The 24,142-nt window shown below is 34.6% G+C and carries 28 protein-coding genes and 1 riboswitch; of the genes, 25 read left to right on the forward strand and 3 right to left on the reverse strand.

The features are described from left to right. The first annotated feature begins 10 nt into the window (after window positions 1–10). The 4 genes from ACAM30_RS01905 to ACAM30_RS01920 are packed head-to-tail and all read left to right on the forward strand — an operon-like array spanning window position 11 to window position 2,973. Entirely contained in the window at window positions 11–568 is a 558-nt protein-coding gene (locus ACAM30_RS01905) for a DUF6046 domain-containing protein (RefSeq protein WP_369616977.1), read from the forward strand. Then, a complete protein-coding gene (locus ACAM30_RS01910) occupies window positions 561–1,859 on the forward strand; it encodes a hypothetical protein (protein WP_369616978.1) in 1,299 nt (432 codons plus the stop codon). Before ACAM30_RS01905 ends, ACAM30_RS01910 begins: the two co-directional genes overlap by 8 nt. 12 nt (window positions 1,860–1,871) lie before the next feature. Then, window positions 1,872–2,720, forward strand: coding sequence for a hypothetical protein (locus ACAM30_RS01915; RefSeq protein ID WP_369616979.1), 849 nt, complete (start codon window positions 1,872–1,874; stop codon window positions 2,718–2,720). 4 nt (window positions 2,721–2,724) lie between these two features. Then, window positions 2,725–2,973 (forward strand): hypothetical protein, encoded by a 249-nt coding sequence (locus tag ACAM30_RS01920; protein ID WP_369616980.1) that lies wholly within the window; start codon window positions 2,725–2,727, stop codon window positions 2,971–2,973. A gap of 108 nt (window positions 2,974–3,081) precedes the next feature. On the opposite strand, the gene ACAM30_RS01925 is transcribed toward ACAM30_RS01920, so the two are convergent. Beyond that, window positions 3,082–3,882, reverse strand: coding sequence for an XRE family transcriptional regulator (locus ACAM30_RS01925; protein WP_369616981.1), 801 nt, complete (start codon window positions 3,880–3,882; stop codon window positions 3,082–3,084). Between the two features lie 284 nt (window positions 3,883–4,166). Here ACAM30_RS01925 and ACAM30_RS01930 point away from each other — a divergent pair, with 284 nt between their 5' ends. The 21 genes from ACAM30_RS01930 (at window position 4,167) to ACAM30_RS02030 (ending at window position 20,106) form a co-directional block, all read left to right on the forward strand. Then, complete coding sequence (locus ACAM30_RS01930; RefSeq protein WP_369616982.1) at window positions 4,167–4,742, forward strand: hypothetical protein; 576 nt, start codon at window positions 4,167–4,169, stop codon at window positions 4,740–4,742. 96 nt (window positions 4,743–4,838) lie between these two features. Further along, window positions 4,839–5,018: a hypothetical protein gene (locus ACAM30_RS01935; RefSeq protein WP_017498028.1), complete on the forward strand. Its 180-nt coding sequence runs from the start codon at window positions 4,839–4,841 to the stop codon at window positions 5,016–5,018. A 286-nt stretch (window positions 5,019–5,304) separates the two neighbouring features. Next, entirely contained in the window at window positions 5,305–6,633 is a 1,329-nt protein-coding gene (locus ACAM30_RS01940) for a DUF2586 domain-containing protein (RefSeq protein WP_369616983.1), read from the forward strand. A 140-nt stretch (window positions 6,634–6,773) separates the two neighbouring features. After that, a complete protein-coding gene (locus ACAM30_RS01945; protein WP_008461938.1) occupies window positions 6,774–7,199 on the forward strand; it encodes a hypothetical protein in 426 nt (141 codons plus the stop codon). A gap of 249 nt (window positions 7,200–7,448) precedes the next feature. Next, window positions 7,449–7,793 carry a hypothetical protein gene (locus tag ACAM30_RS01950; RefSeq protein WP_369616984.1) on the forward strand — a complete coding sequence of 115 codons (345 nt, stop codon included), beginning with the start codon at window positions 7,449–7,451 and terminating at the stop codon, window positions 7,791–7,793. Window positions 7,794–7,828: 35 nt separating this feature from the next. Next, window positions 7,829–8,773: a hypothetical protein gene (locus ACAM30_RS01955; RefSeq protein ID WP_369616985.1), complete on the forward strand. Its 945-nt coding sequence runs from the start codon at window positions 7,829–7,831 to the stop codon at window positions 8,771–8,773. Between the two features lie 3 nt (window positions 8,774–8,776). Next, window positions 8,777–9,508: a hypothetical protein gene (locus ACAM30_RS01960; protein WP_369616986.1), complete on the forward strand. Its 732-nt coding sequence runs from the start codon at window positions 8,777–8,779 to the stop codon at window positions 9,506–9,508. Window positions 9,509–9,611: 103 nt separating this feature from the next. Then, complete coding sequence (locus tag ACAM30_RS01965; protein ID WP_369616987.1) at window positions 9,612–10,082, forward strand: hypothetical protein; 471 nt, start codon at window positions 9,612–9,614, stop codon at window positions 10,080–10,082. A 451-nt stretch (window positions 10,083–10,533) separates the two neighbouring features. Next, window positions 10,534–11,016 (forward strand): M15 family metallopeptidase, encoded by a 483-nt coding sequence (locus tag ACAM30_RS01970; protein WP_369616988.1) that lies wholly within the window; start codon window positions 10,534–10,536, stop codon window positions 11,014–11,016. A gap of 5 nt (window positions 11,017–11,021) precedes the next feature. Continuing rightward, on the forward strand, window positions 11,022–11,492 hold the full coding sequence (locus tag ACAM30_RS01975) for a hypothetical protein (protein ID WP_369616989.1): 471 nt from the start codon (window positions 11,022–11,024) through the stop codon (window positions 11,490–11,492). Between the two features lie 4 nt (window positions 11,493–11,496). Further along, window positions 11,497–11,829, forward strand: coding sequence for a hypothetical protein (locus ACAM30_RS01980; RefSeq protein ID WP_369616990.1), 333 nt, complete (start codon window positions 11,497–11,499; stop codon window positions 11,827–11,829). 221 nt (window positions 11,830–12,050) lie between these two features. After that, on the forward strand, window positions 12,051–12,338 hold the full coding sequence (locus ACAM30_RS01985; RefSeq protein ID WP_264530896.1) for a hypothetical protein: 288 nt from the start codon (window positions 12,051–12,053) through the stop codon (window positions 12,336–12,338). Further along, on the forward strand, window positions 12,325–12,627 hold the full coding sequence (locus ACAM30_RS01990; protein WP_369616991.1) for a hypothetical protein: 303 nt from the start codon (window positions 12,325–12,327) through the stop codon (window positions 12,625–12,627). The genes ACAM30_RS01985 and ACAM30_RS01990 overlap by 14 nt, the downstream gene beginning before the upstream one ends. Before the next feature lie 198 nt (window positions 12,628–12,825). Then, on the forward strand, window positions 12,826–13,800 hold the full coding sequence (locus tag ACAM30_RS01995) for a hypothetical protein (RefSeq protein ID WP_369616992.1): 975 nt from the start codon (window positions 12,826–12,828) through the stop codon (window positions 13,798–13,800). 15 nt (window positions 13,801–13,815) lie between these two features. After that, window positions 13,816–14,481, forward strand: coding sequence for a hypothetical protein (locus tag ACAM30_RS02000; protein ID WP_369616993.1), 666 nt, complete (start codon window positions 13,816–13,818; stop codon window positions 14,479–14,481). 84 nt (window positions 14,482–14,565) lie between these two features. Next, window positions 14,566–16,809: a fibronectin type III domain-containing protein gene (locus tag ACAM30_RS02005; RefSeq protein ID WP_369616994.1), complete on the forward strand. Its 2,244-nt coding sequence runs from the start codon at window positions 14,566–14,568 to the stop codon at window positions 16,807–16,809. Between the two features lie 72 nt (window positions 16,810–16,881). Beyond that, a complete protein-coding gene (locus ACAM30_RS02010) occupies window positions 16,882–17,346 on the forward strand; it encodes a hypothetical protein (protein ID WP_369616995.1) in 465 nt (154 codons plus the stop codon). Between the two features lie 15 nt (window positions 17,347–17,361). Beyond that, a complete protein-coding gene (locus ACAM30_RS02015) occupies window positions 17,362–17,835 on the forward strand; it encodes a phage holin family protein (protein WP_369616996.1) in 474 nt (157 codons plus the stop codon). A gap of 41 nt (window positions 17,836–17,876) precedes the next feature. Beyond that, entirely contained in the window at window positions 17,877–18,287 is a 411-nt protein-coding gene (locus ACAM30_RS02020; protein WP_369616997.1) for a hypothetical protein, read from the forward strand. 79 nt (window positions 18,288–18,366) lie between these two features. Then, a complete protein-coding gene (locus tag ACAM30_RS02025; protein ID WP_369616998.1) occupies window positions 18,367–19,878 on the forward strand; it encodes a hypothetical protein in 1,512 nt (503 codons plus the stop codon). A gap of 36 nt (window positions 19,879–19,914) precedes the next feature. Next, window positions 19,915–20,106, forward strand: coding sequence for a hypothetical protein (locus ACAM30_RS02030; protein ID WP_369616999.1), 192 nt, complete (start codon window positions 19,915–19,917; stop codon window positions 20,104–20,106). 168 nt (window positions 20,107–20,274) lie between these two features. Here the strand turns inward: ACAM30_RS02030 and ACAM30_RS02035 are convergent, their stop codons facing one another. Both ACAM30_RS02035 and ACAM30_RS02040 read right to left on the reverse strand, forming a co-directional pair. Beyond that, the gene (locus ACAM30_RS02035) at window positions 20,275–21,420 is read right to left on the reverse strand and encodes a YncE family protein (protein ID WP_369617000.1); all 1,146 of its coding nucleotides are present in this window, start codon (window positions 21,418–21,420) and stop codon (window positions 20,275–20,277) included. Continuing rightward, window positions 21,417–23,465: a TonB-dependent receptor gene (locus ACAM30_RS02040; RefSeq protein ID WP_369617001.1), complete on the reverse strand. Its 2,049-nt coding sequence runs from the start codon at window positions 23,463–23,465 to the stop codon at window positions 21,417–21,419. The genes ACAM30_RS02035 and ACAM30_RS02040 overlap by 4 nt, the downstream gene beginning before the upstream one ends. A 114-nt stretch (window positions 23,466–23,579) precedes the next feature. Beyond that, a riboswitch (cobalamin riboswitch) is annotated at window positions 23,580–23,780 on the reverse strand. Window positions 23,781–24,142 lie beyond the last annotated feature (362 nt).

The raw sequence follows: 24,142 nt of genomic DNA on the forward strand, positions 1-24,142 counted from the left end.
ATAAAAAATAATGAAATTCAATTTTAATGTAAACGAAATCTTAGACTCAAAAGATACTAAATATACAGGTATCAACTATAACGAATCTGAATCGAAAGATTTTATTATTGATAAAACCGGAGGTGAATTTAACCTGAGAGTTTTCGCTCCCCTAATTTTTGAACCTCTGGTAAAAAATGATCTCAATCTGCCTGGTTTACGTGTAGATGCTGTGACGGTCAATTTAAACCGCTCAAAAGTTATTCGAAAAGAAGGAATAGAAGGCCGAGATTCAACCATTAAAGAACATATTACAAATGGTGATTTTAGTATTTCAATCGAAGGACTAATTGCCAACGAAAGTGGAGATGAATACCCGAAAGAAAAACTCTTTCTGTTGAAACAATATCTAAATGCTCCCTATGCCCTTAGAGTAACTCACGCTATTCTGAACCGATTTGGTATTTACGAACTGGTTATAGACTCCTACTCTATCCCTTCTATTTCCGGAACAAAAAACATTCAAAAATTCACGGCCAGCGCCACATCAGACGAAACTGTAGAACTAATAATCAGAGACAATGCTTAAACTAAATGCTAAAATTAAAGTTTATGAAACGGTGAGGCTTATCCCCAGTCCGAAATTTTATGAATTTACCTATGTCAAAAACGTAGAAATCAATAGCTCCTACAAGTCGTTAACCGACACCGCCACGATTGTTATGCCTCAAAAAGTGTATACCGATACCAAAGGCTTTGATCAGAACTTATTTGCCAATGCAAGCGGTGAACAAAAAACAATTCATGATTTTTTTAAAGTTGAAAATTTCATAGAAATATTTTTAGGATACGACGGAGATTACAAACCGGCTTTTAGGGGTTATATCACAGGAGTACAATCCGATACCAATGCCACTATAACCTGTGAAGACTTAATGTATGCCTTCAAAAAAATAAAAGCAGTAGATAACACTGATGCTCAGGACAAAAATGATTCTTTGAATGTTGTAGCCACTAATCCAACCACCAATGTCGAAAACTTTAATCCAAAAACGTTTTTTGAAAAAAGAATCAAACCGTTAAATCTTCCATTAAAGATAGATGCTCTTGACGAAGATTTAGGAAATCTAATGATTAACAGAGGACAAACATTGGCTCAGGTTTTCGAAATGCTAAAGAACAAAGGAATCTACACCTATTTTAAAATGGAAAATGCCCAACCTGTACTTACAATCACCAATAACCCGCAACACCATACAGCTGGAGAATTAGGGAGTTTTATCAATCGTAATTTTATCCAAAGTCCTTTGGCCGGAGTAATTGTGAAAAAACTAATCCATCAGGGACTTCAGCTTTTGAGTATGCAACTCAACAAAACGATCCAGGCTGCTTCAGGCAATTTTTTAGGGAAAGCACGTTTCAGATTCCGCTACAACATTATTGAAGATAAGTTAGTTGTAGTGAATGAATCGACAAAAAATACCCGTACACGAGTAGAAAAGTACTTCAAAAATTCAAATACTCCAATTTACATAGAATTAGGTGATCCGAACGGGCAATTAGTAAAAACCCACGTATTACACAGTGATAATGAGGACTTACCTAAAGATGCAGCAACTTTCAAAAATACAGCGACAAAAGTAACTTCAGAACTGTATCAATATGCCGCATTAAGGGCAATGGAAACTAAGCCCAGCGGATTTGAAGGTTCTTTTCTCACTTTTGGAGAACCGTTTGTTCGACCAACGGATAAAGTAATTCTTGAAAATGCTAAAGACAAAGAAAAAAACGGAACCTTTCAGGTAGAAAAAGTCGTGCGAAGTTATGGCGAAAACGGCTACAGGCAAAGGATTTATATAGGTCGAAGAGTAGAAATTTAATAAAGATACAACATGGGAAATATAACCGATTTAATAAAAGATGTTGCCGATAAAAATCAGATTATTGAAACTTTTGCCGCAAAAGTTATCGAAATAAATAATGAAATAGAATCATCTCACAATCCTGAAGATGCTTATACTGTAAACATTATGCGTGCTGATGGCGCCATTCTTAAAAATGTAAGACTAAAAGCTTCTATTCAGGATCTGGAACAGGGAATTATCACCATTCCCAAAAAAAACAGTTGGGTTTTGGCTTCTATCATTGGCGGAGTTGAAACCAGAGCGTTTATTTCGCAATATTCTGAAATTGAACGCACCTTCTTACGTTTCAAAAACGAGCAAAATAAATACCTGGAAATAGACAGTAATGCAAATAAATTTCAAGTATTATTCAAAGAAAAAAAAGAAAATGATTCCGCATCAACTTCCGCACCTCAATACAAAAGTATAGCCCAAATCGAGTTTGTTGGTGGAACTCAGAATCCAAACATCAGTACCTCTTTTTATAATGCGGAAGGCAAAGAAATTTCGACAAACAGCTTCAATATAAATGAGCAAAAGGTCAGCATTAATGAAGGCAGTACACTTTTTAATTTAAAAGATAAAGAAATCACAGTAACCATTAAAGATGGTTTTGAAGCTATAATTTCCGATACCAAAACTTCATTTAAAAAAGGAGATTTATCTTTTGAAATGGATAGCCAATTTAAAATTAATGCCGGTAACAAAACCCTGCTTACCGAATTAGAAAATCTCATAACAGAAGTATCAAAAATTACTGTAATCCAAGGAGTTGGACCTAACGTAGGTGAACTACTAAAAATCAAATCAAATTTGAAAACCTTACTAAAAAAATAAAAAAATGCCACTAGCAACATCACAATTAGAAGAAAAAATCTTAGAAATCTTAACAGAAAGTTCAAAAATAGAAGTAAACACAGATAGCAATACAAACAATGCAACTCAGTCAAAAAACGAAAGAGAAAAAACAGCCCAAAAATTAGCCACCGCTATAGAAGAATTTGTAAAATCAGGAACTGTAACCACTACAGTAACTACAACTGGTTCTGCAGCGGCACAAACCGGAACCGGAACCGGGTATATTATGTAAATCGTTCTAAAAACAATAGAAAAATGCCTCTTACCATAAATTATAGTAAGAGGCATTTTCTATTTCAAAATTCTTAGTAAAAAAGATAAAATTTCTTTCCAGAAAATCTTAATTCAGTTTTTTCCTTAAAGTCTCTTCCATTTCATAAAATTTGCTTTCGAGATCATGAATTTTTTCATAGATATTAACAGGATCCGGCATTTGTTTAGACGCATACATACTGGCGTACCAAACCTCCAGTATATCTTCGGCATAAATTGAATACATTGGGTAATTTCCATCTCTGTTATCCGATTTCAGGATTAATTTTCCACTTTCTCTAATTCTGTTCAAAACCCTTTTCACCACTACGCCGTCATTCTTACTGATGATCACATAAATTCTTCCGTCTAAGATGTCATCAAAATTATCGACATATTTTCCAAAAAGATAATCGCCGTCGTGTATGGTTGTTGACATGGAATTTCCTTTGATTTCGAAGCATCTGTAGGTACCATTTTTGAGCATTGGCATACTAAACGAAGGCAGGGTTTCCATATACTCCGGATCCGAATAACCGTCCAGATAACCCGCACGTGCCTTAACACCGACAAAATTGATATTTTCCTCTCCGTCTTCATTTACCGTTATAATTTTCGGCAAATTTAAGCCAACCGCATCATTGGTTTTCTGCACAAAAATTTCATCGCTTGCTCCAAAAAAAAACTCCGGATTCACATTGCAATGGGTAATAATACTTTGGAGTAAATCAAAACCAGGTTTTGTTCTTTTTCTTTCTCCATCAGATTGCAATCTTCCAATCGTGATACTATCAATTGTAGTACTGGTTACTCCTATTAACTTTGCGAATGAGTTATTGTTTAACTTCAATTCGTCTATAATACGTTTTATTTTAGCATGTATTTCCATGTTGTACTTCTATTTATTCATTATATGTAATATGTTTTAACACCAACACATATTCCACTATATGTTGCAAAACTAAAAAATATAAAACAAATAATCGCGATTTTTAAATTATTTTTTGCATAACTACCGAATATGAAGACATTTGAGAGTTGTCTCCTATCGTATTGCTCGAATATAAAGCGAAAACAAACAAATCATATTACTGAAACTATTGCATTTTAAACCGTAATATGTTGTATTTATTAAAACATATGTTGTATATTTGTCAAAAAATAATCCATCATATGATTTTAAAAGATTTTTATAACGAGAAAAAAAACGCAATTCAATCAGAGTTTACTTCTGATGCGCCAACGGTACAACTTTATAGTGATGCTATTTTTAAAACAGCTATCGAAACACCAATCGTAATGTTTAAATACGACACCATCAACTGGGAAACATCCTCTGAAAAAAACTATAAAGCCGATGTATCTTTTTGCCTTTATATTGTATTACCGGTAGACACTATTTCATCAACAAGTTATGCAAATGCATTTAATCTTGCACAGCATATCGACAAAGCGGTATTATCTAAAAACAACAGTAATGCTCATATTGATACCAATTCAACATTTAAAATAAGGGAAAAACAATGTACAAACGAACATACCTATTGGAATAAAAATGATTATTTCATTTGGGAGATCACTTACAAAACCACACTGATCGAAAATACTTTAAAAAAGAAATACATCCTTTTCAATAACGGATTAAGTAACGAAACTCTGGAAGATTTGGGGTACAATTTAACCACTGACATCATCTCCATAAATCCAAACCAGGTGAAAAGCAAAGTCGATTTAGACACCACTCCATAAAATCCAGCCGGATATTTAAGAAAGTCAATCCCAATCAAATCATTAAGCAGCATCTTACCAAAAACAAAACTAATCCTTACCATTAAAACTCCACAGATGAAAAGAAGCAGAACCCTATTAGACAAAAGAAGAGAATATGTTATTAACTATCTAAATAGAAATCAGGCTAAACAAATGAAAGTTGTGGTTTCGGAACTTTCCGACACTCTGTTCCTTACAGAACGAACTATTTACACCATTATCAATGAAGGGCTGTCTTTGGAAGCCAGCGCTTAATAGACTGAAACTACTGGTTTTGACCATTCAAAAAATTGGAAAAACACACTTTGAACCTTAAATTTGTACTCGCCGGCAGACTACAAATTCACTCCTAATCTAAGGCAACAAACCTACTTGTACTGACCTTCAAAAAGCATCTTTTCTACTTTTTGGATCTTAGATTACGAATATCATTTTAAAAACAACAATTAACTAAAAACGAGAAGTTTAACAACTTTCCACATACCTCTTTTGCCCTTTTTTAAGCAAAAAACAAATTTTAAACATTTAAACATTTTATATTATGAGTACATTAAACGATGTAGTGATTACCAAATTATCAGGCGGATTAGGAAGAAGAAATCCGGAACAAGACATGGTTTCGGGATTACTTTTTGACGGAGTCGCTACTGAAAAACTACCATTAGATCAGGTAAAACGTTTGGCCTCCTTAGAAGACGCTGAAGCATTAGGAATTACAGCCGATTATGATGTAAACGGACAATCGGCATACTACCAAATTCAACAATTTTTCAGAATGAATCCGTCCGGAGATTTATACATTATGGCCACCACAGCTCCTTCATATTCTGCTATCGTTGAAAAAGCAATGAATATGCAAGAGCAGGCAAATGGCAATATTCGTCAACTTGCAGTAATTTTTAGTGGCGAAACAGCATTTACGGAAACAAAAGCTGCAGTAACAAAAGCGAAAACTCAAACTGTTCTTGGCTATAAAGACTTTATGCCTTTTGAAATTATTCTGGAAGGAAAAGGCTTTGAAATTGACACAGCTACAAATATGACGGAGTTAAATTCTGAAAATGTATCGGTAGTAGTAGCTATGGATCCCGAAAAAGCTTTTGAGCAAAAATTGTTTATAAAAGGTGATACCCCAAAAGATGACAAACTTTACACCTTGGCTCCTAACGAAAAATTAGTAGCCGTAGCAAATTCGTCTAATCTTTACAAGGTAGAGAAAACTGATGGCAGCGATAATGATAGAGCGAATCTTCAATTCACTTTCAAAGACGTTTACAAGAATACTGCAGCAGTTGGATTAGCATTAGGTGCTATTTCGAAAGCCAAAGTATCAGAGAACATCGCCTGGATCGAAAAATTCAATCTTACCGGTGAAGGTTTTTCTAAAGCAGGGTTCATTGGAGGCCAGGAAATCAAATCACTTGCAGATTTAAGAACTTTAAATGAAAAAAGATACATCTTCACCCAAACACACACAGGTTTAGCCGGAATTTATTTCAATGACAGCCACACTTGCACAACAGGAACATCTGACTTCGCTTATATCGAAAACAACCGTACGATCAATAAAGCAACCCGTTTGTTACGTACTGCTCTATTACCAAAACTAGCTTCTCCGGTTTTAGTCGATATCGATGGTAAATTACCGCAGTCGGTTTCTAAAAGTTTTGAAGGATTATGCAGAAGTGCTTTAGAGGGAATGGTAGCCAATCAGGAAGTATCTGCTTTTGATGTGTACGTAGATCCAAAACAAAACATTTTAGCGACTTCAGAATTAAAAGTGAAAGCCGAAATTACTCCGGTGGGAACTGCCCGTAAAATCAAAGTTGATTTAGGATTCAAAAATCCGTTCGGAATCGACAAAGCATAATCTCAGCTTTTCTTATCTCTCAAAAACAATAAAATCTCATCAGAATATTGTCGTCTTTCAATTGTCTCAAATAGTGATTGAATCCGATGATAGGCTTGAAGCGTTATCAGAATTATAAAATAAAAAAAATCAAGAAACATATGAATAAGTTACCCCTAATTAACGGACAACAACACAGCTGGTCATCAATTGAAGTAAGTATTGCAGGTAACATTGTTACCGGTATTACTGCTGTCAACTATAGCGACTCAGTATCAAAAGAAAACCACTACGGAGCCGGTGATATGCCGGTACACAGAGGTAGAGGAAAATACGAAGCAAAGGCCTCTATCACTTTATACAACTACGAAGTTGAAGCTATTTTAGCTGCTTTACCAAAAGGACAAAGATTGCAGGATATTAATCCGTTTAGCATCATCGTAAGTTATTTAGATGACAGCAACGAAGTAATTACACACACGGTAAGAAACTGTGAATTCAACTCCAACAGCAGAGGAATTAGTCAGGGAGATACTAAAATTGCGGTTTCTTTTGACTTAATCTGCTCTCATATCGAATGGAACTAACCATTACCAATATTCTTTAACCTTAATAATTCCTGTCTGAAAAACCGACTCAAAAGAGAAACCCAATCTTACAGCGTTATGCAGAAAAGAAGTTCAAAAGCAACATGATTTCTGTCCGCAAATTATTTCTACAGCTCTTAGCGAGTCCGTTTTCGGGCAGGTAATTATCTACTTCACAGGCTGCCTCGGCATTTTCATCCTGAAATACAGCTCAGGCAGCTTTTTTTCAATCCAAAACAAGCTCTCAAAATGGAAACACCCCACACCAAAACTGCCGATGTCCTGGACGGGAATATTACACAGGCCCAGCTCAACCAATGGAAATACAAGCATAAAAAAGTAGTTAAACTCACCATTGCCGACGATGATGAAACCACTTTGTTTGCGTATTTCAAAAAACCCGATATGAGTATTCGTGCTGCCGTTTTACAAGCATCCAAAATGGATGAATTTAAAGCACTTGAAGTCCTTTTTAAAAACTGTTATTTGGGCGGCGATGGCAAAATCGAACAAGAAGACGATTTGCGCCTTAACATTACCACTGCATTTTCAGATCATATCCAGCCGAAACCTGTAAAAGTAGAGATTTTATAACACCTGCCTTTTTGTCATCACATAAAATATCAAAAATGATCATTAAAAAACATACTATAGAACTAAAAAACACCAGTGTTTCTGAAATGGCACGTTTTAGACAAATAATGCTTAGCATTTGGCATCAGCAGATTCTAGATGATAAAAATGCTGACAATATGAAAACGTTTATCAATAATGATTATAAATCATCCAACGCATGGATTAAAGGCTCACAAGAAGACAATCCCATATATTCATTAAACGGCGAATACTTAGGAAATAATTCGAGAATTTCTGAAGGTAATGATTTAGTTTTTATCGGTGAGAATGATGGCAAGGGCGGGTTTAAAAATCTTCAACAATTAAAAGGCAAGCATAGCAAATTCATATTAAAAGCATCAACTGTCTATGGTGAAAGTTCTGCTTACAAATCAAACATGACAGAAGATTTAAGGAAAGAAATGTTTGCCATTGCTTCAGTTCTTGAGCGAAATAGTATTGCTTATGGCGAAAATAGTGAGCTAGCTAAAAATTTTAGATCTACTTCAAAAGAAAAAAGAAACGGGACAAAAATGCAATATGCAATAGCCGCAGAAATAAATGTATTAACAAATGGTTTTGATTACAGCTATGGTGCTGATGCATGGGATGGCCAAGAACAAGCAATGTTTGACTCTAGCGATTATCGCTTTTCAACGGGAACATTTGAGTTACATAAAAACACTCTTGGATGGACAATTTCAGATGAACATTACAAAATTTGGGCAACAAATGTTGGCAAGAATTTTGATGCTCCTCAAATTAGTTTTACACCTTATTCTGATGAAAAATTTAATAAATATTACAAAGAAGGCAGAATTAATCTTAAATCTACTGCCGTATATAATAAAACCATTTTTTGGAAAACTTTAAAAGGTAAAGACATAATTAAAGCCTATCCGTGGAATATTCCAAATCGCCCAGTCCAACCTGGATTCTTAGACAATTTTAAAAAGTAATTTATGAAAGTTCAAAAAAATCTATTTCTTATTATACTAATAACGATAGTAAGCTGTAATAAGACTAAGCAAAAAGATGAATCTAGATCTTTAGACAAGAAGTCTACAGTAGAAAATCATTCTAAAATTAGTTTAATTATAGATAATAGTAAAAAATGTAATTATTATTTTAATGACTCTAAAAAACTAGTTAAAATTGAAGAGTATCTAAGAAATGAAAAATTAGATCAAACAATTAATTTAAATTATAAGAATAATCAATTTAATTACGCATCCATTGGATTAGATAAGGATTCTAAAGATGATTGGTTTTCCAATTACTATTCAAATATTGAAGAATACAATGATTTTTTAACTAGTAAGAATATAAAAATTGACAATCCTTTAATGCTTTCTAATGAAGTAAGTGATATCCAAAATTTGCTTGCCAACATTGAGAGTTTTCAAAAAATAAAGAAAGAAAAGCTAACTATTTTCCAATCAAAAAATGTAAACTTAAAAGTAAGATTTGCCCCATCAACAATAACAAGATTTATCCCTCAAAATTCTGTTATTAATAATTTCAGATACGTCTTAAATGATGATGGATATTTAATTGAAGAAGTGATAACTTTTAATGATGGCATATTAACAATAAAATACTTTTATACAAAACAAAAGATTAATAGAATATCTTATTCTTTAAGGTACAATAATGGAGAAACTCTCATGTCAAATAAAAACTACAGATCATAGATAGATTTTCTTCAATTAAAATAAACTCTAGTATAAATCAAGAAAAACAAGTAATAAAAAAACACTTTTTTGTAGTACTAACAGCTACAATAAATGTAACACTATGCCAAGTACAACATATATAAGCTACGAAAAAAACAAAGGATTTAGAATTAGAGAATCTAAATTTGAAATTATTAGTACATTTATTGTAAATGCCTTCGAACAAATTGGGTTAAAAGATAAACCGAAATGGTACTTAGAAACTTTCGAAGATTTTGATGAAATCATGAGAGGACATCAACAAAAAGTTATGTATGTTTTATTTAATTATCATTTAGCTTTTATCCCTGAAAGAGAATCTGAAGTAATTGAGGTACTGGAATTAGCAAAAAAGTTAATAGAACAAGAAGGAGAAAAACTACTTCCTGAAAAACTCAATAAAATGCAAGAAATAAAAGACTGGCCGCAAACTCAGGTAGAATGGACTGCTCCTTTATACACTGATGACATGATTTGTGTTATTAACATCATGATAAAAATGTTAAAAAGAGAGTGGGAAGATGGAGACTATGTGGCAGAGTTTAAATATTAAACCTTTACATAAACTTCATTCATAAGATGTTGAAATGATTCTACCGAAACAAATGCTTCCCAAGAACCAAAGGCATCTAATTTGCAAATACAAACACCTGTTTTCAATTTTCGAAAAACGGGTGTTTTTCATCATTCGTCTTCATTTTTATCTGCAAAATAAAATCCTAAAAACGCATAAACATCTCTACTGAAACTACTGATTTACAAAGAAAAATCAATTTTAAAGCTCGTCATTTCGACGTATTTTTATAGTATCACAAAAAATATTTTTCCTTTTTCAAAAAACATAAAAAGTACATCTTCAGAATTTATTCAACGATTCGTTTTTAATCGTAAATAAATTTCAACACACTCATCATTTTATCCGCAAAAAATAGCTTGACAGTTTTTCTGAACAGTCAGGATAGAATTTTTATGCCCAAAATCTAAAATCATTAATACCTATACATATGGATCAAACTACCAAAAAACGCATTAATTTATTACATCCTTCAGTCAGGGAAGAAATGGCCAAAATCATTGAAGAATGTGATTTGGCTCTGAATGGAAGAGCAAAAGTCAGAATTACCCAAGGACTCAGATCTTTTCAGGAGCAGGAGGATCTTTACGCTTTTGGCCGAACCAAACCCGGGAAAAAAGTGACGAATGCCAAAGGCGGGCAATCGATTCACAATTATGGTTTTGCAGTCGATATCTGTTTAATTATCGACGGCAAAACGGCTTCCTGGGATACAGTAAAAGACTGGGACAACGACCGGGTTTCGGATTGGCAGGAATGTGTCGAAATTTTTAAAAAGTATAACTGGAACTGGGGCGGGGACTGGAAAACTTTTAAAGACCTCCCTCACTTTGACAAAAAAGGGTACAGCGACTGGAAGGTGCTTAGCAAATTAAAACGTGACCGAAAAAACTACGTAATCTTATACAAATAACGCAAATGAAACCTTTCAAATTAACCTATACAGCTCTCCTACTTGTACTGGCTTTTACCATTACCTCCTGCACTTCCACAAAAACAGCTCCATTCGACCTTTATTCCTATCAAAAAACAATTGCAGTAAAAATCGAAACGGTTAAACTAATGGAGAAAGCCACTACTCCATTTGCGGTTCATAAAGTCGAAATAAACACTTTACTACTTGACATTGAAAAATTGACGGAATACGAAAAAAACAAACTCCATAACGAAATCACTTTTTCGATGTGGAAAATACTGAACGATAAAGAAAAGAATCTTGTGGCCGGTTTTTTCAAACGATGGGAAACAAAAGGAGTTTTATCTCCCGTTTTTATACAAGAATCAGAAAAACAAGTTTTGCAAGCTCTGGATTTACTGATTCAATACGAAGCCAAAAAAGATAAAGAGTCAAAAGATGCTCTTTTAGATTTAATCAACAGCAATACCTGAAACAATGCACAACGATTCATTATTAGATCAATTAAAAAGCAAACTGAAAATTATTATAACAGAAAGTTATAAAGACAACAAATTCGAACTGGAGAAGGATCTGAACACTTTTTTAGAAACCTCCGGAGAGAAATTGGAACGCTGGCTTTTTCTTCTCTCCTCCGGAAATTTAACTGAAGAGGATTTAGAATGGCTGTTAAAAAGCCAGTTCCATTTAATGGAATTTCAAATGCTTCAAACGACCGGAATATCAAAAATAAAACTGAATGCTATTAAAAATAACATTCTAAAAATGATTTTTAAAGTCCTTCTTGACATGGTTATCCCACGGAGTTAAAACCTTATATTTCTTTCAAAAAAACAAACATAAAACACTTAAAAACAATAAGTTAAAACCAAAAATCAACTTACTGAAACTACTGATTCATCAGCCTTAAAATCTTGGTAAAAGACAAATTCGGGCGTATTTTTACAGTATCAAATAAAGGGCATTTTTTGAGTATGGCGCGCAGATTCAAAGAAGCTATTCATTAACAAAAAAACAAATAATAACAACATATGAAAGATTTTATCATAGAAGATGACTTGCTGATCACCAATGGAGATTTCTCTATTAAAAATGCAGATCAGCAAAACATAGAACATCTATTGTTAAGTCAAAAAGGAAGTTATAAAGAGTTTCCTATTCTTGGAGTAGGAATAAAAAAATACATCAACAGCCCGGATGCAACCTCCAGATTAAGACTGGAAAACGAAATAGACAAACAATTATCGTATGACAACTTTCATGTAAAAACATTAGATGTCAACGATTTACAAAACATTAAAATCGATGGAAACTATTAAACCACAAGAAAATCAAAACATTTTTGACGTCTCGATACAGGAATATGGGAGTATTGAAAAAGTATTCGACCTTTTAGACGACAACGACAGATTTAACCTTACAGAAGACCTTTCTGTTTACGAAGATTTAAAAATAGGCCGCGAAGCTTTCAAAAAAGATATTGTCGAATATTACAATACCCGAAACTTAAAGCCTGCCACAGCTATTACTGAAGAAGAACAGTACTTACTGGATAATTTCTCCGGAATCGACTATATGATTATCGAAGACGATTTTATCATTTATTAGCAACTTGTTTAGAATAAAACAAGCCGAACAATAGTACTAAAAACTCAGATTACCCAATAACAAGACCTATTCATTTCTCCTTTTAGAAATCTCTAAAAGAAAACTACTGCTCTGTAGTATTTACAAACAAACATAAACCATTATCTCTAAGCATATTACACATGTCTTACAGGCTAAACTATTTCAAAAAATTAAAATATGGCACGTACAATTGCTGAAATACAGAACGAAATTCTGATTGAGAAAGGAAAGCAATCTTCCTTAAACAATTTAACAGATTCAAAAACTGCTATTTGGAAACTTTGGATCAACATAGTCGCCACCGCTATCTGGATTCACGAAAAAATAGTAGAAAAAAATGCGCTGATCTCAAGACCGCATACTTTAAACTGGTACAGAAGCCAGGCCTTAAATTTTCATTATGGTCTGTCTTTAAACAAAATACCACTCGTCTGGAAAGATGGTTCGTATCAATTTGATACCACGGGTCTTGACGAAACGGAGATCGAAAAATCAAAAATAATCAAACATTGCGCAGTAAGCGAAATTGATCTGGAAACCGTACTCGATCCTACAAAGAGGAAAGATCGGGAAGCTATTTTTTCTGATTACTTCCGAAACAAAGTGGGGGTCGTATTTTTAAAAGTAGCTACTGTAAAAGGGGACAAAATTTCCAGAATTGATGTTCCCAATGAACTCTACGCTTTCAAAGAATACATGACCAAAATTAAAGATGCCGGCAACCACATCTTTATCTCTTCTGATAACGGTGATATCTTAAAATTAAATTTAACTGTTTATGTTGATCCGCTAACTATTTTTATTGATCCTGCAAATCCTGCAAATCCAAAAAATGGATCCTTAATTCAAAACGAGAATGTCTACCCGGTACAAGATGCCGTTAAAGAACATTTAAAAAGTATTGAGTTTAATGGCGCTTTTGTAAAAACCTATTTTGTTGATGCTTTACAAAATACGCCGGGTATTAAAATCCCGGTTGTAAATAAAGTCGAAACCAGCTGGGCCAAAAATCCAAATGATCAGGTAAACCCTCCTTTAGAAAATGTTACTAAAACAGAATACTTTATCCCTAACTCAGGCTATTTTGATCTGGATGCCTTAGAGGTACAGGTAAATTACATTCCTTATACATTTTACCGAGACAAACAATAGCCTAATACCTATACTATGAATAAATATACTGTTTTAAAATGGGAGAAGCTAATATTATGGCTCATCCCCCCTGTCGTCAGAAAAAAAACGCATCTGGAATGGCTCCATGTTTTACTGGCTCCGCTTCGTACAATTTATGAAGAGATATTATACAAAATGCAGCATACCGGACAGGTCATTTATCTGGAAAAAATGCTTAATGATGCTTTTAATTCCTCAAAAAATTATGATCCTAATCTGAGTATGGAGCAAAAAAGGTTAGAAGAGTTAATCTACATAGACGAATCTGTCAGACCAACTGTACAATATGTGTATCTAAATAAAGAATATTACGAACCGGATATTATTTCTCCCGACAAAAAGGTAATAAAAGGGTCTTTAATGAGACCGCAATTAAGCATTTTTAATAATAATGAACTTAAAAACAGAGATAACAAACCTGTTTTTCTCGCGCATCGCAAAGATTATACTAAAGTAAATTATGCCAATTTTAGGGTATTTATTCCTAAACATTTAATAGAAAGCGGAACTATAGAAATACAGCCTAATGAAGAGGTATGGATGTCAAAAACTGCAGCTATTCAGGTGACTGACACCGCATACCACAACTTACTCAATTTCTATAAACTGGCCGGAAAAAGTTACGAAAGCTATTGTTACGTACAGGAAATCATGGACTAAAAAAACGCTTCAAAAAACTATTAATGATTAACTAAATCATTGGCATTAAAACGAATAAACAACATATATTAAAACAAATAAAAAATGAAACAAATAAATTTTAGCCATGAAGGAGGTTTTCCTCTTGAACAGGAAACTTTAGAAAGACTTCAAACCGCCTACAGGACGGAGTTATTTGGAGCTTTAAAAGCTCATTTTGGCGTTGCAATCGGCGAAAATTGTATTATCACCGAACCAACAACCAATAGAGACGGTTGGGCTATAGTACATGATGAAAAAGATTTTTTAAAAGAAGGCGTTTTATATCCTATCCGAAATACTACTATAACAGGCTATCTAAAAACAATTCGAACAGGCACAAACCTGGTTTACGGAACAGGAAAATCTCAAACTGCTTATTTCGATTTTGAAGCCGTGTACATTGAATTATCTGAATATACTGCGGGCAAAGCAGCTCCTGAAATCGACAGAGATGACTTAAAAGTAAGGTATTATCAGTTGAAAGATTTTAGAACGATTAAGGATATTCCTGCTGTCGAACGTATCTTGAAAACACTTCAGGATCAAATTGATGCGAATAAAGAAAAAATTCTAAAAGCAACTGATGATATTGCAGAAATTAATAAATATTTTCCAGGTATCAAAACAGACGTAACTACTCTTAAGTCAGACGTCATCAATATTAAAAAAGATTATCTTCCTCTTGACGGCTCAAAAGCCATGACGGGAAATTTAACTGTACAAGGAAAAGTAAATTTTAATAATGTAGACTTCACAGATGGCGGCACTTTGTTATTATTAAATAATGCAAATCAGGTTGTTAAGAATAATACATTAATCCAGTCGATATTAAACGAAATTGAAGCTTTAAAAAACAAATCTGCGACAGCAATACCAAAAGGAATGATTGCTATCTGGGGGCGACCTGCTAATCAAATCCCGGAAGGCTGGCAAGAATATGCTCCTTTGAGAGGAAGAATGCCTGTAGGATTTGATCACACTCAGTCAGAATTCAATCAAATTGAAAAGCCAGGAGGTGCAAAAAATAAAACCTTAACAATTGATGAAATACCAAGTCACAGACATGCAGTTGGACTCTTTTCTGGTACAGGTTCTACTGGTAGTGAAGACTGGATATCTGAGCCTTATGAAGAAGACGCACGAAGAGCAGGTAATTATTCAGCTCCAGAAGGCGGAGGTCAGCAGTTTTCAATTCTTAACCCTTATAGTGTAGTTCATTTCATTGAATATACAGGACTTCCAAATAATACAACAAAACCAGCTCCTCCAACAAATCTAACAATAACAAAAGCTACCAGTTCCAATGTATCTCTAAGCTGGACAAAAGCTACTGGTAATGTAACGGTGACAAACTACTTATTATCTATAAACGAGGGTGATCCTATTTCAGTAGGTAACATTGATACTTACACTGCTACAGGGCTAACCGCAGAAAATTCCTATACTTTTACCGTTTTTGCTCAAGACGCTGCAGGAAATATTTCAAATGGCAGCACAATTACTAAAATTACTCCTAAGGTAATTCCTGTACCAACTTTTATTTTACCCATTGATATCCAAGGCAATGAGGTTATTATTAAATGGAAACCTGTAGAAAGTTACACCCCTATTAGTTATAGATTGATTAGAAGAATAGGAGATAAAACGGATGATTCTCCCGCAGAATTTGCTGACATAAGGTCTACCAGCCAAACAGACTTTTATGGTGGAAATCAAAAAGTATACACCTATTATTACAAAATACAAGCATTAGGTGAAGATGGGAATGAATCTGAATTTAGTGAAGAAGCTAGTAAAATTGTACCTCCGTATGATCCTCAATGTTTCGATATAGAATCTCTTGTAACAATGGCGTCAGGGCAATCCAAAAAGTTAAAAAATATTGTCATTGGCGATAAACTACAAGGGTTCTCTTTTCCAAATGAAATTGATGAGTCTGAGGGCGACTATATGACTTGGAACGGAAAACTAACTGAAGCAGCCAAGGCGGAGGTAACTGTAACCGACAAAAAAACAAGTATTCAACCCAATTTCTATGAAATTAAAACCCCAGATACCACAATTAAAGTTACAGGAGAACATCCGCTTTTGGTAACCGAAGATGGTGAAAATCTAAAATGGATGCTTGCTAAAAATGTACAGCAAACGATGTTATTGATTGATAAACTCGGAAAAACTATACCTATTGCATCGATTGTATTCAGAGAAGAACCTCTTGAAGTTGCTCTTTTGGATGTTGAAAATGTAGACAATTACGTTATTTCAGGGATCGTTGCTCACAATACGAAAGAAACTCCACTAGAATAAACTCTATTACTCTTTTGGGGGAATATCCCCCAAAAGATTCCTTATCTCCCTTTTCTAACCTAAACAAACTCTATGAAAATTGTAAAATTTATTTTTACCACTCTAGCACTGCTGTGGCTTTTGATGACCATCCTGATCATAGCCCAAATAGCCGTTCTTATAATACCAATCCTTTTTATTTCGAAAAAACATTACACCGAATGGATCCTTTTTTTGTTTGCCTTAATTTGCTCTTTTGGCGTTTACCCCATTTCTTTTATCTATGCCGCCATCAAATGGAAAGGTTTTCTCAATTATTTAAGAAAACTCAGCTTAAGTATTGATATCAGTGGAAATATGGTCGCTGGTGCCTTACTTAACGACAATTTTATAACCAACTCTTCTGTCCATAAATTTGGTGTTGTACAGGAAACGATCAGTGACAATCTAGGCGAAAACGAGAGAGACAATACCTTATCCGTTTTCGGAAAGAGATTTACCAACCTGCTAAGCGTAATTGATTTTGATCACGCTAAAAAATCTATAGTAGAAGATTAATTCAACCCTAAACCTATGATGATGCATAAAATTGCAGAATATTCAAATGAATTAAAATTATTGCTTTACGGAATTTTTATTTACCTGGAAATGGATGCGGAAATTGTGAAAGTGCTGTTTTATTTAATGGTATTGGATACTTTTTTAGGCATTGTCAAAACCATCGTATTGAATAATCCTTTTAGCTTTAAAAAATTGGCCCTGGGATTTGTTTCCAAACTGGCTGTACTTTTAATCCCAACCGCTCTGGCCTTAATGAGCAAGGGACTCAATTACAACTTCAAATGGTTTGTCACCATTGTAATGGACTTGCTAATTGTTAGTGACGGGATTTCAATCATCAGTAATATTATAGCTATAAAGACAAAAAAAGAAGTAGAAAATTTCGATGCTATGACTTTGATTTTGAAGTCGATCAGAAATCGTTTGATACAGCTATTCAAAAGAATCCTCATCACGATTGATCCCAAATACCATATTGAAGAATAATCCAATACACTTTTAAACAAAAAAAATTAAAACAAGCAATAATGGCAACAAATATAAATACTATTCTGAGCTGGTTCAAAACCAGATCAAAACCTACGCAAAAGCAGTTCCACGCTACATGGTTAAGCTTTTGGCATAAGGATGAACAGATCCCAACAGAAAAAATCAATGGCTTACAGGATATTTTAGAAAATAAAGCCAATTTGCAAGCTTTACAAAACCACCAAACTGATTCAAACGCACACTCAGAATTTTTTATTAGATCTAAGTTTATTAGAACCGGGGAATTATCCGTTTTCAAGCATCCCAACAATACTGATGTTACAAAAGAATACACACTTGAAATAAATGATCTCGTTCAGGGCTTTGTTGAAAAAACCTGGATAAATGGATATTATATTGGCGGTGATACAAATTTACTTGAAAGTTTTAGCGTAAATACAAATGCATAAATGTAAATACCCATAAAAAAAAAATCCTCACAGTTCTTGAAAAAAGAGCTCTAAAAATTACTAATCAACACATTTAATTATGAAAAGAATACTTTTATTTTTACTCTTTGCTCTGTCATTTACAGCATTCGCGCAGGTGCAAATACCACAAGAATACACTATTCAAAAACCTTTACGTTTAGCCACTGTTAATCCTGGCAAAAAAGCAGATTCTGTCCTTGTTAGAGGCAGTGATAATATTGTAAAATTTATTCCTCAAAGCTCATTAAAAGGTTCTCCAAATTTAGATCAGGTTTTAGGAACAGGCAATTCAACTGATACAATTGTTAAAATCAGGACGATTGAAATCGGGAATGTGATTGTTGCGGGGGTAAATCCTCCTACCGATGGTATACTATTTGGACCTGCTTTAGAAGATTCGGAATATTCAACGATTCAACGTGGTAGATTGACTAGCTATTACTATGGGTCAGAATCGCAAGTTAATGGAAAAGGGATTTATGTACAGAGTGATAAAGGTTCAGAAATGAGTTTAGACAGTAAATCCCTGACTTTTAGTGGCAATGGATTTAGTGCTGAATTAAGTTATGCCGGTGAAATCGAAAACCCTCACAGAAAAATTCTTATTCCAATGTGGGATCAGATTGATCCACTTGAACGAGAAAAAAACATTCCTCTTGTAATTAATGGACAATCAGCCGATGAATATGGTAATCTTGATATAGATTTAAATTCAGGGATACCCCCTGCATTTATAAAAATAAATGAGGGTAATGGTTTTGGCATCATTAGAGCCGACAGAAATGCAGCATATTTTGGAAACATTGGCGAAGATGCTGTAGATTTAAGTAATAGTTATGGAGAGAGTTCAACTGTAGGAGCTACTGGCTTTGGGTCGACTATTGGCGGTGGTTTCAACAACACAAATGCGAATAGCTTCGGTGTTATTTCTGGTGGTCACAATAACAAAATGATTGGCGGACATGACTCTTATATTGGAGGAGGTGATCGTAATTCAACAGACGGTGCAGACTATGCTGTTATTGTAGGAGGACAAGGAAACAAAGCTATTTCAAGGTCGTACGTCCTTGGAGGACAAAGTAATGAAGCTCTAGCGTATGGTTCTGTCATCTTAGGGGGAAATTCTAATAAAACTTTAGGTGAGTCATCATCTGTTCTCTCAGGTAGTGGCAACATCGCGCAATCATTGGCTGAGACAGTACTAGGGCAATACAGTACCAATTATTCCCCTGGAAGTAATTCTGGTTATATTGGGACTGATAGAATTTTTAACATCGGAAATGGAAGAAGTGATTCAAGTACTGAATGGTCACCTTCCAGATCAGATGCCCTTACCGTTTTAAAAAACGGTCTAGCTACACTCCCAAGTGTAACGAATGCTCTTATCGAAGCTGAGCTTACGGGAAAAGCTGTGCTGACAAAAGAATATTTAGACGCTAGAATTGGAAAAATAGCTCCTGCCTCTGCCATAGATACAGGTAGTACTGGTGAAATACGAATAGCCAACGGATACATCTACTGGTGCATAGCTCCAAATTCATGGATTAGAACTTCAGGTAATACTTGGTAAAGACACGATCCTCAAAAATAACTTTAATTTTTTTATATGAATAAATCAAAAATCGCAGTAATTGTAAGCTTACTTATCATTTTAACAGGTTTCATTGAGACAAAATTTGATCTTTTACAAGATGCAGGATTGTCACTAATGGTTATTAATAGAGTTAAACTCATTGGTTTAATTTTGTCAGCAGTATTACCAGGGATCAATCCTCTACTTACAAAAGAAGAAAAATAAAAAAATCTACGGAGACATAAAAAAGTGACCTAAAACAATTATTGAGATATTTTTATAAAATCATTAATTAAATTACCACTAGCGAAGTATTGAACTTCAAACAAATAGCCCTCTTACAAAACAGCAAGAGGGCTTTTGAAACGCTTTTTATATCTCACTTTTCACACCTCACTTTTTAGTTATAAAAGTAATATGTGCCGGAATATTACCTGCCGTAGTTTTCCATTTTAATTTTCCTTCGGGAGTGAAACAGTAGATGTAGCCTGTGACCACATAATTTTGGGCATCGGTAATATATATTTCTTTCGTTTCGGGATTTACCTGTAAGCCATAAGGAATCATGATATGTTTATCGGTACCGTCTGTAATAATTTTGTTGTTAATCACTTTTTTAGTCTTTGTATCTAATATTCCGTACGAAACCTTATTACTGTTGGTCAGATAACTCCACGAAACACTGTAATAATAGAGTAAATCATCTACGAGACAGGTTGCTGAAACAGGAATATCAAGCTGCATTTTCTTTTCATCCGTCTTTGTATCAATCACAAAAAGATTAGATGGTGTGTTGTAATAATCACCTCTGGAACTTACATAAATATCGCCTCTGCTGTCTACCTGCATGCTGTGAAGGTTAATCCCCACATCAATTTTTTTGATTTCCGTAAAAGTTTCAAGATCGATAACGGATACTGTTCTGTCATAATTTGGCACTCTGTAACCTCCTGAATTGGCAACATACAATTTCCCGTTATACACCACCATTTGTTCAGGCTGATAACCAACGGTCACTTTGCGTTTTATTTCTAAGGAAGTCGTATCGATCTCCGCTACAAATCCAATTTCGGCATTGGGGTCAATGGCGACAGGGCCTGAATACGAACTTACGTAAGCTTTATTTTTGTAAAAAGTAACATATCGGCAATTCGGAATGTCTATTTTTTTGATTCGTTTTGCGGACCATTTATCGATTACTTCAACCTTATTAGAACAGTTAATCACTGCATACACTTTGTTTCCGTAAATTTTTATGTCGTTGCCCACATCACCCAGTTCTTTCACGACTGTTGGATTGCGTTCGGAATAAATATCAGTGGTATAATTTCCGGTTCTGTAATTGAAGACGTCAATACTGGCGCGGTTCATTCCCATATTGCCTTCGTTTAAAAGATAAAATCCTTCTATGTTACCATCGCTTCTGGGTGCGGCCACACTTTTATCTGAAGAGGAAAAAATAGTTTCTTCTTCTCTACAGGAAACCAAAAGAAGAGCAACAAATAAACTAAACAGGAATCGAATACTTCTCTTTTTCATAGTGCAATACTGATTATAAATTTTAAAGTACGGCCCGGCATCGGATAATTATAAATTACTTCGTACTGCTGATTTAGAGCGTTGTTCAATTCGATTGTTCCTTTTACTTTATACTGATGAAAAGTGAACATCTTCTGAACCGCCAAATCGTGCGTATACCAAGGCTGCACTTCATTAATTTTGATATTGTTTACATTTCCATTGTATCGTTTCCCTACGTATATAAAGCTATAATTAAAATTCCATGACTTGTAATCCGCATTTAATATTCCGGATCCGCTATGCCAGGGGGTATAAGGAATCTGATCTCCATAAGAGGATAATTCCAAACCGGCAAACTTGGTGTAATCCCGGCTTTCTGAATACGTATAGGTTAAATGTGTAGTCAGATTTACTTTGCCAAAATGCATTTTCATATCCACAGCCGACTCTATTCCTTTTCCTTTCACCTGCCCGATATTGGTCATCATCCAACGGAATAAATTTCCGGTTGGTGCGGCAATTATTTTATCTTTAGTATTGGTGTAATACCCATCGACCTGAAGAGAAAACTGATCTAAGAAACCTTTCTCCACGGGTATGTTGTAGGTAAATCCAACATCATACTGATTCATGTATTCGGGTCTTAAAGTGCTCGAACCAACCATCGTATAATACAAATCATTAAAAGTGGGCATTCGGAACATACGTTTTGCAAAAGCTCTTACATTAAAATCATACGCTTTAAAAGGAGTGTAACCCAAAAATACGGCGGGAGTAAATTCTGTTTTGTCAGGAGCTTTGGCGTTGTAACGTACTTCTTCCTGCACATGCGTACCCACGACACTTCCCAAAACTTTAAAACCATCCAGTCTGTAAGAACTTGCCAGTGCAAATAAAGCGGTATAACGCTCGGGATAAGAAAACAAGGTTTTTATCCCTTTTCTGTTGGCATTAAGACGGTTGTACTGAAAATCCGTTGACAATGAAATATCCCACGCAGGTAAAATTTTGTACAAATTGACTGCTGATACATAATATTCCTGTTGGTAATAACTATCGTCAGATTGAGCGCCTTCGGTAACCACTTCCCCCAATACACTGGTGGTGTCTCGGGCTACGTAATGCGTATAATCATAAGCATACTTTGCTTTAGCCTGAAATTTATATCTGTCGCTAAGATCTTTTATAAAAGTCCCCTGCACGAAAAAATTCTTATCGTATTGTCTGAAACCATCCGAAAACTTATTTTCTACGATAGCTCCAGGTGCTCCTCTTTCGGAACCATAATAATACACTTTAGCGTCCCAGGTACCGTTCTTCATTTTCCCGTACAAACCAGACTCGAAACGAAATGCTTCAATATCACTATTGTGTCTCATGGCTGAGGTATCGTAGGCCACAGTACCGTCGAGATTGTTTCTTTTGTATCTGAATTTGTATTCGCCATTAGATTTGATATATTCAGAACTGGCACTCCAACTTACTTTATCACTTAATTTTTGCTCCAATCTAAAAGAAAGGTCATTGTAATTGATAGACATGGTTTTATAACGCAATAAGAAATTGGTCTTTCTGTTACTTTCAAAAACTGGTCGTTTGGTTCGCAAATAAATAGTAGAAGCGGCTGCAAAGTCTTTAGCCGACTGAAATATTTCACTCTTCTGACCATTGTACATGGTGAGGGATTCCATATCATCAAGGGAGTATTTTCCTAAATCCGTAACTCCGTTCTGGGCATTCCCCAACTGAATTCCGTCGTAAAAAACACCTACGTGATGCGTTCCCATATTACGTACATCTACCGTTTTGAGTCCGCCCAAACCACCGTAATCCTTGATTTGTACTCCGGCAAAATAACGAAGTGCATCGGCAACATTATGGCTGGCTAAATTTTCAAGCAGTACTCCTGAAAGAGTTTGTACGGGAATTACTTCCTGATAAGGTTTTGTTTTTAAAAGTACTTCTTTCAAAACTCTCAGACTATCCTTAGTAGTTTGCGATCGAAGCACGATGGGAGCTAACAATACGAAAAGAAATAAAAGTAATTTTCTGGTCTTACACATCACTGATTTAATTAAATAAACTTCGGGATGTGATCGTCAAAAAAGCAATAAGGCAGGATCCCGTTAAAAAATAACAGGTCCGTTTATTGTTGTTCAACTTTACTCCACGAAAGTCTTAAACTATGTGATTCCGGCAGGTCTCCTGACTTGTTCCATCTTTAAACAGCCTTCTCATCCGCCGCGGCGAACAATGGCATTAGTAGCGTTAAAGACTTTTACAGAACTTACAGTAGCGGGTCTGTTCAGGATTTGCACCTGATTCCCTTTTAACTGTTTTCTCTAAAGAAAAAACAGACCTGAATCTGAGCGTAAAGATAGAATTATCTTTATAAAAACAAGAGTTAATTAATCCATATTGCACTTTTGACAATGACTGAGACCAAATCTCATTCATTTATTAAAAGAATGAGATTTTAAACTGAACCGTAACAAAAAAGCATTTTTGCGACCAATTGTAAGTTCTGTTTTGGTTGCTTTTTGGTAAACATTGAAGAACTGAAACAAAATCATTCGAAACAGGATTTGATTTTATTAATAATGAAGTGAAATAGAAATATTAAAAGTAAATTAACAAATCCCGAGATTTTTGCATCTTTATATTTGTTAAATTGCGCCCCTGTAAATGAAGATGCCCCTCGTACTACATATTCTTCGAAAAACTCTTGTAAAATGGACTG

It is taken from the genome of Flavobacterium sp. CFS9 (genome assembly GCF_041154745.1).
Taxonomy (GTDB): domain Bacteria; phylum Bacteroidota; class Bacteroidia; order Flavobacteriales; family Flavobacteriaceae; genus Flavobacterium.

Coding starts and splice junctions, on each gene's coding strand:
- ACAM30_RS01905 (WP_369616977.1), top strand. CDS start 11: ATGAAATTCAATTTTAATGTAAACGAAATCTTAGACTCAAAAGATACT.
- ACAM30_RS01910 (WP_369616978.1), top strand. CDS start 561: ATGCTTAAACTAAATGCTAAAATTAAAGTTTATGAAACGGTGAGGCTT.
- ACAM30_RS01915 (WP_369616979.1), top strand. CDS start 1,872: ATGGGAAATATAACCGATTTAATAAAAGATGTTGCCGATAAAAATCAG.
- ACAM30_RS01920 (WP_369616980.1), top strand. CDS start 2,725: ATGCCACTAGCAACATCACAATTAGAAGAAAAAATCTTAGAAATCTTA.
- ACAM30_RS01925 (WP_369616981.1), bottom strand. CDS start 3,882: ATGGAAATACATGCTAAAATAAAACGTATTATAGACGAATTGAAGTTA.
- ACAM30_RS01930 (WP_369616982.1), top strand. CDS start 4,167: ATGATTTTAAAAGATTTTTATAACGAGAAAAAAAACGCAATTCAATCA.
- ACAM30_RS01935 (WP_017498028.1), top strand. CDS start 4,839: ATGAAAAGAAGCAGAACCCTATTAGACAAAAGAAGAGAATATGTTATT.
- ACAM30_RS01940 (WP_369616983.1), top strand. CDS start 5,305: ATGAGTACATTAAACGATGTAGTGATTACCAAATTATCAGGCGGATTA.
- ACAM30_RS01945 (WP_008461938.1), top strand. CDS start 6,774: ATGAATAAGTTACCCCTAATTAACGGACAACAACACAGCTGGTCATCA.
- ACAM30_RS01950 (WP_369616984.1), top strand. CDS start 7,449: ATGGAAACACCCCACACCAAAACTGCCGATGTCCTGGACGGGAATATT.
- ACAM30_RS01955 (WP_369616985.1), top strand. CDS start 7,829: ATGATCATTAAAAAACATACTATAGAACTAAAAAACACCAGTGTTTCT.
- ACAM30_RS01960 (WP_369616986.1), top strand. CDS start 8,777: ATGAAAGTTCAAAAAAATCTATTTCTTATTATACTAATAACGATAGTA.
- ACAM30_RS01965 (WP_369616987.1), top strand. CDS start 9,612: ATGCCAAGTACAACATATATAAGCTACGAAAAAAACAAAGGATTTAGA.
- ACAM30_RS01970 (WP_369616988.1), top strand. CDS start 10,534: ATGGATCAAACTACCAAAAAACGCATTAATTTATTACATCCTTCAGTC.
- ACAM30_RS01975 (WP_369616989.1), top strand. CDS start 11,022: ATGAAACCTTTCAAATTAACCTATACAGCTCTCCTACTTGTACTGGCT.
- ACAM30_RS01980 (WP_369616990.1), top strand. CDS start 11,497: ATGCACAACGATTCATTATTAGATCAATTAAAAAGCAAACTGAAAATT.
- ACAM30_RS01985 (WP_264530896.1), top strand. CDS start 12,051: ATGAAAGATTTTATCATAGAAGATGACTTGCTGATCACCAATGGAGAT.
- ACAM30_RS01990 (WP_369616991.1), top strand. CDS start 12,325: ATGGAAACTATTAAACCACAAGAAAATCAAAACATTTTTGACGTCTCG.
- ACAM30_RS01995 (WP_369616992.1), top strand. CDS start 12,826: ATGGCACGTACAATTGCTGAAATACAGAACGAAATTCTGATTGAGAAA.
- ACAM30_RS02000 (WP_369616993.1), top strand. CDS start 13,816: ATGAATAAATATACTGTTTTAAAATGGGAGAAGCTAATATTATGGCTC.
- ACAM30_RS02005 (WP_369616994.1), top strand. CDS start 14,566: ATGAAACAAATAAATTTTAGCCATGAAGGAGGTTTTCCTCTTGAACAG.
- ACAM30_RS02010 (WP_369616995.1), top strand. CDS start 16,882: ATGAAAATTGTAAAATTTATTTTTACCACTCTAGCACTGCTGTGGCTT.
- ACAM30_RS02015 (WP_369616996.1), top strand. CDS start 17,362: ATGATGATGCATAAAATTGCAGAATATTCAAATGAATTAAAATTATTG.
- ACAM30_RS02020 (WP_369616997.1), top strand. CDS start 17,877: ATGGCAACAAATATAAATACTATTCTGAGCTGGTTCAAAACCAGATCA.
- ACAM30_RS02025 (WP_369616998.1), top strand. CDS start 18,367: ATGAAAAGAATACTTTTATTTTTACTCTTTGCTCTGTCATTTACAGCA.
- ACAM30_RS02030 (WP_369616999.1), top strand. CDS start 19,915: ATGAATAAATCAAAAATCGCAGTAATTGTAAGCTTACTTATCATTTTA.
- ACAM30_RS02035 (WP_369617000.1), bottom strand. CDS start 21,420: ATGAAAAAGAGAAGTATTCGATTCCTGTTTAGTTTATTTGTTGCTCTT.
- ACAM30_RS02040 (WP_369617001.1), bottom strand. CDS start 23,465: ATGTGTAAGACCAGAAAATTACTTTTATTTCTTTTCGTATTGTTAGCT.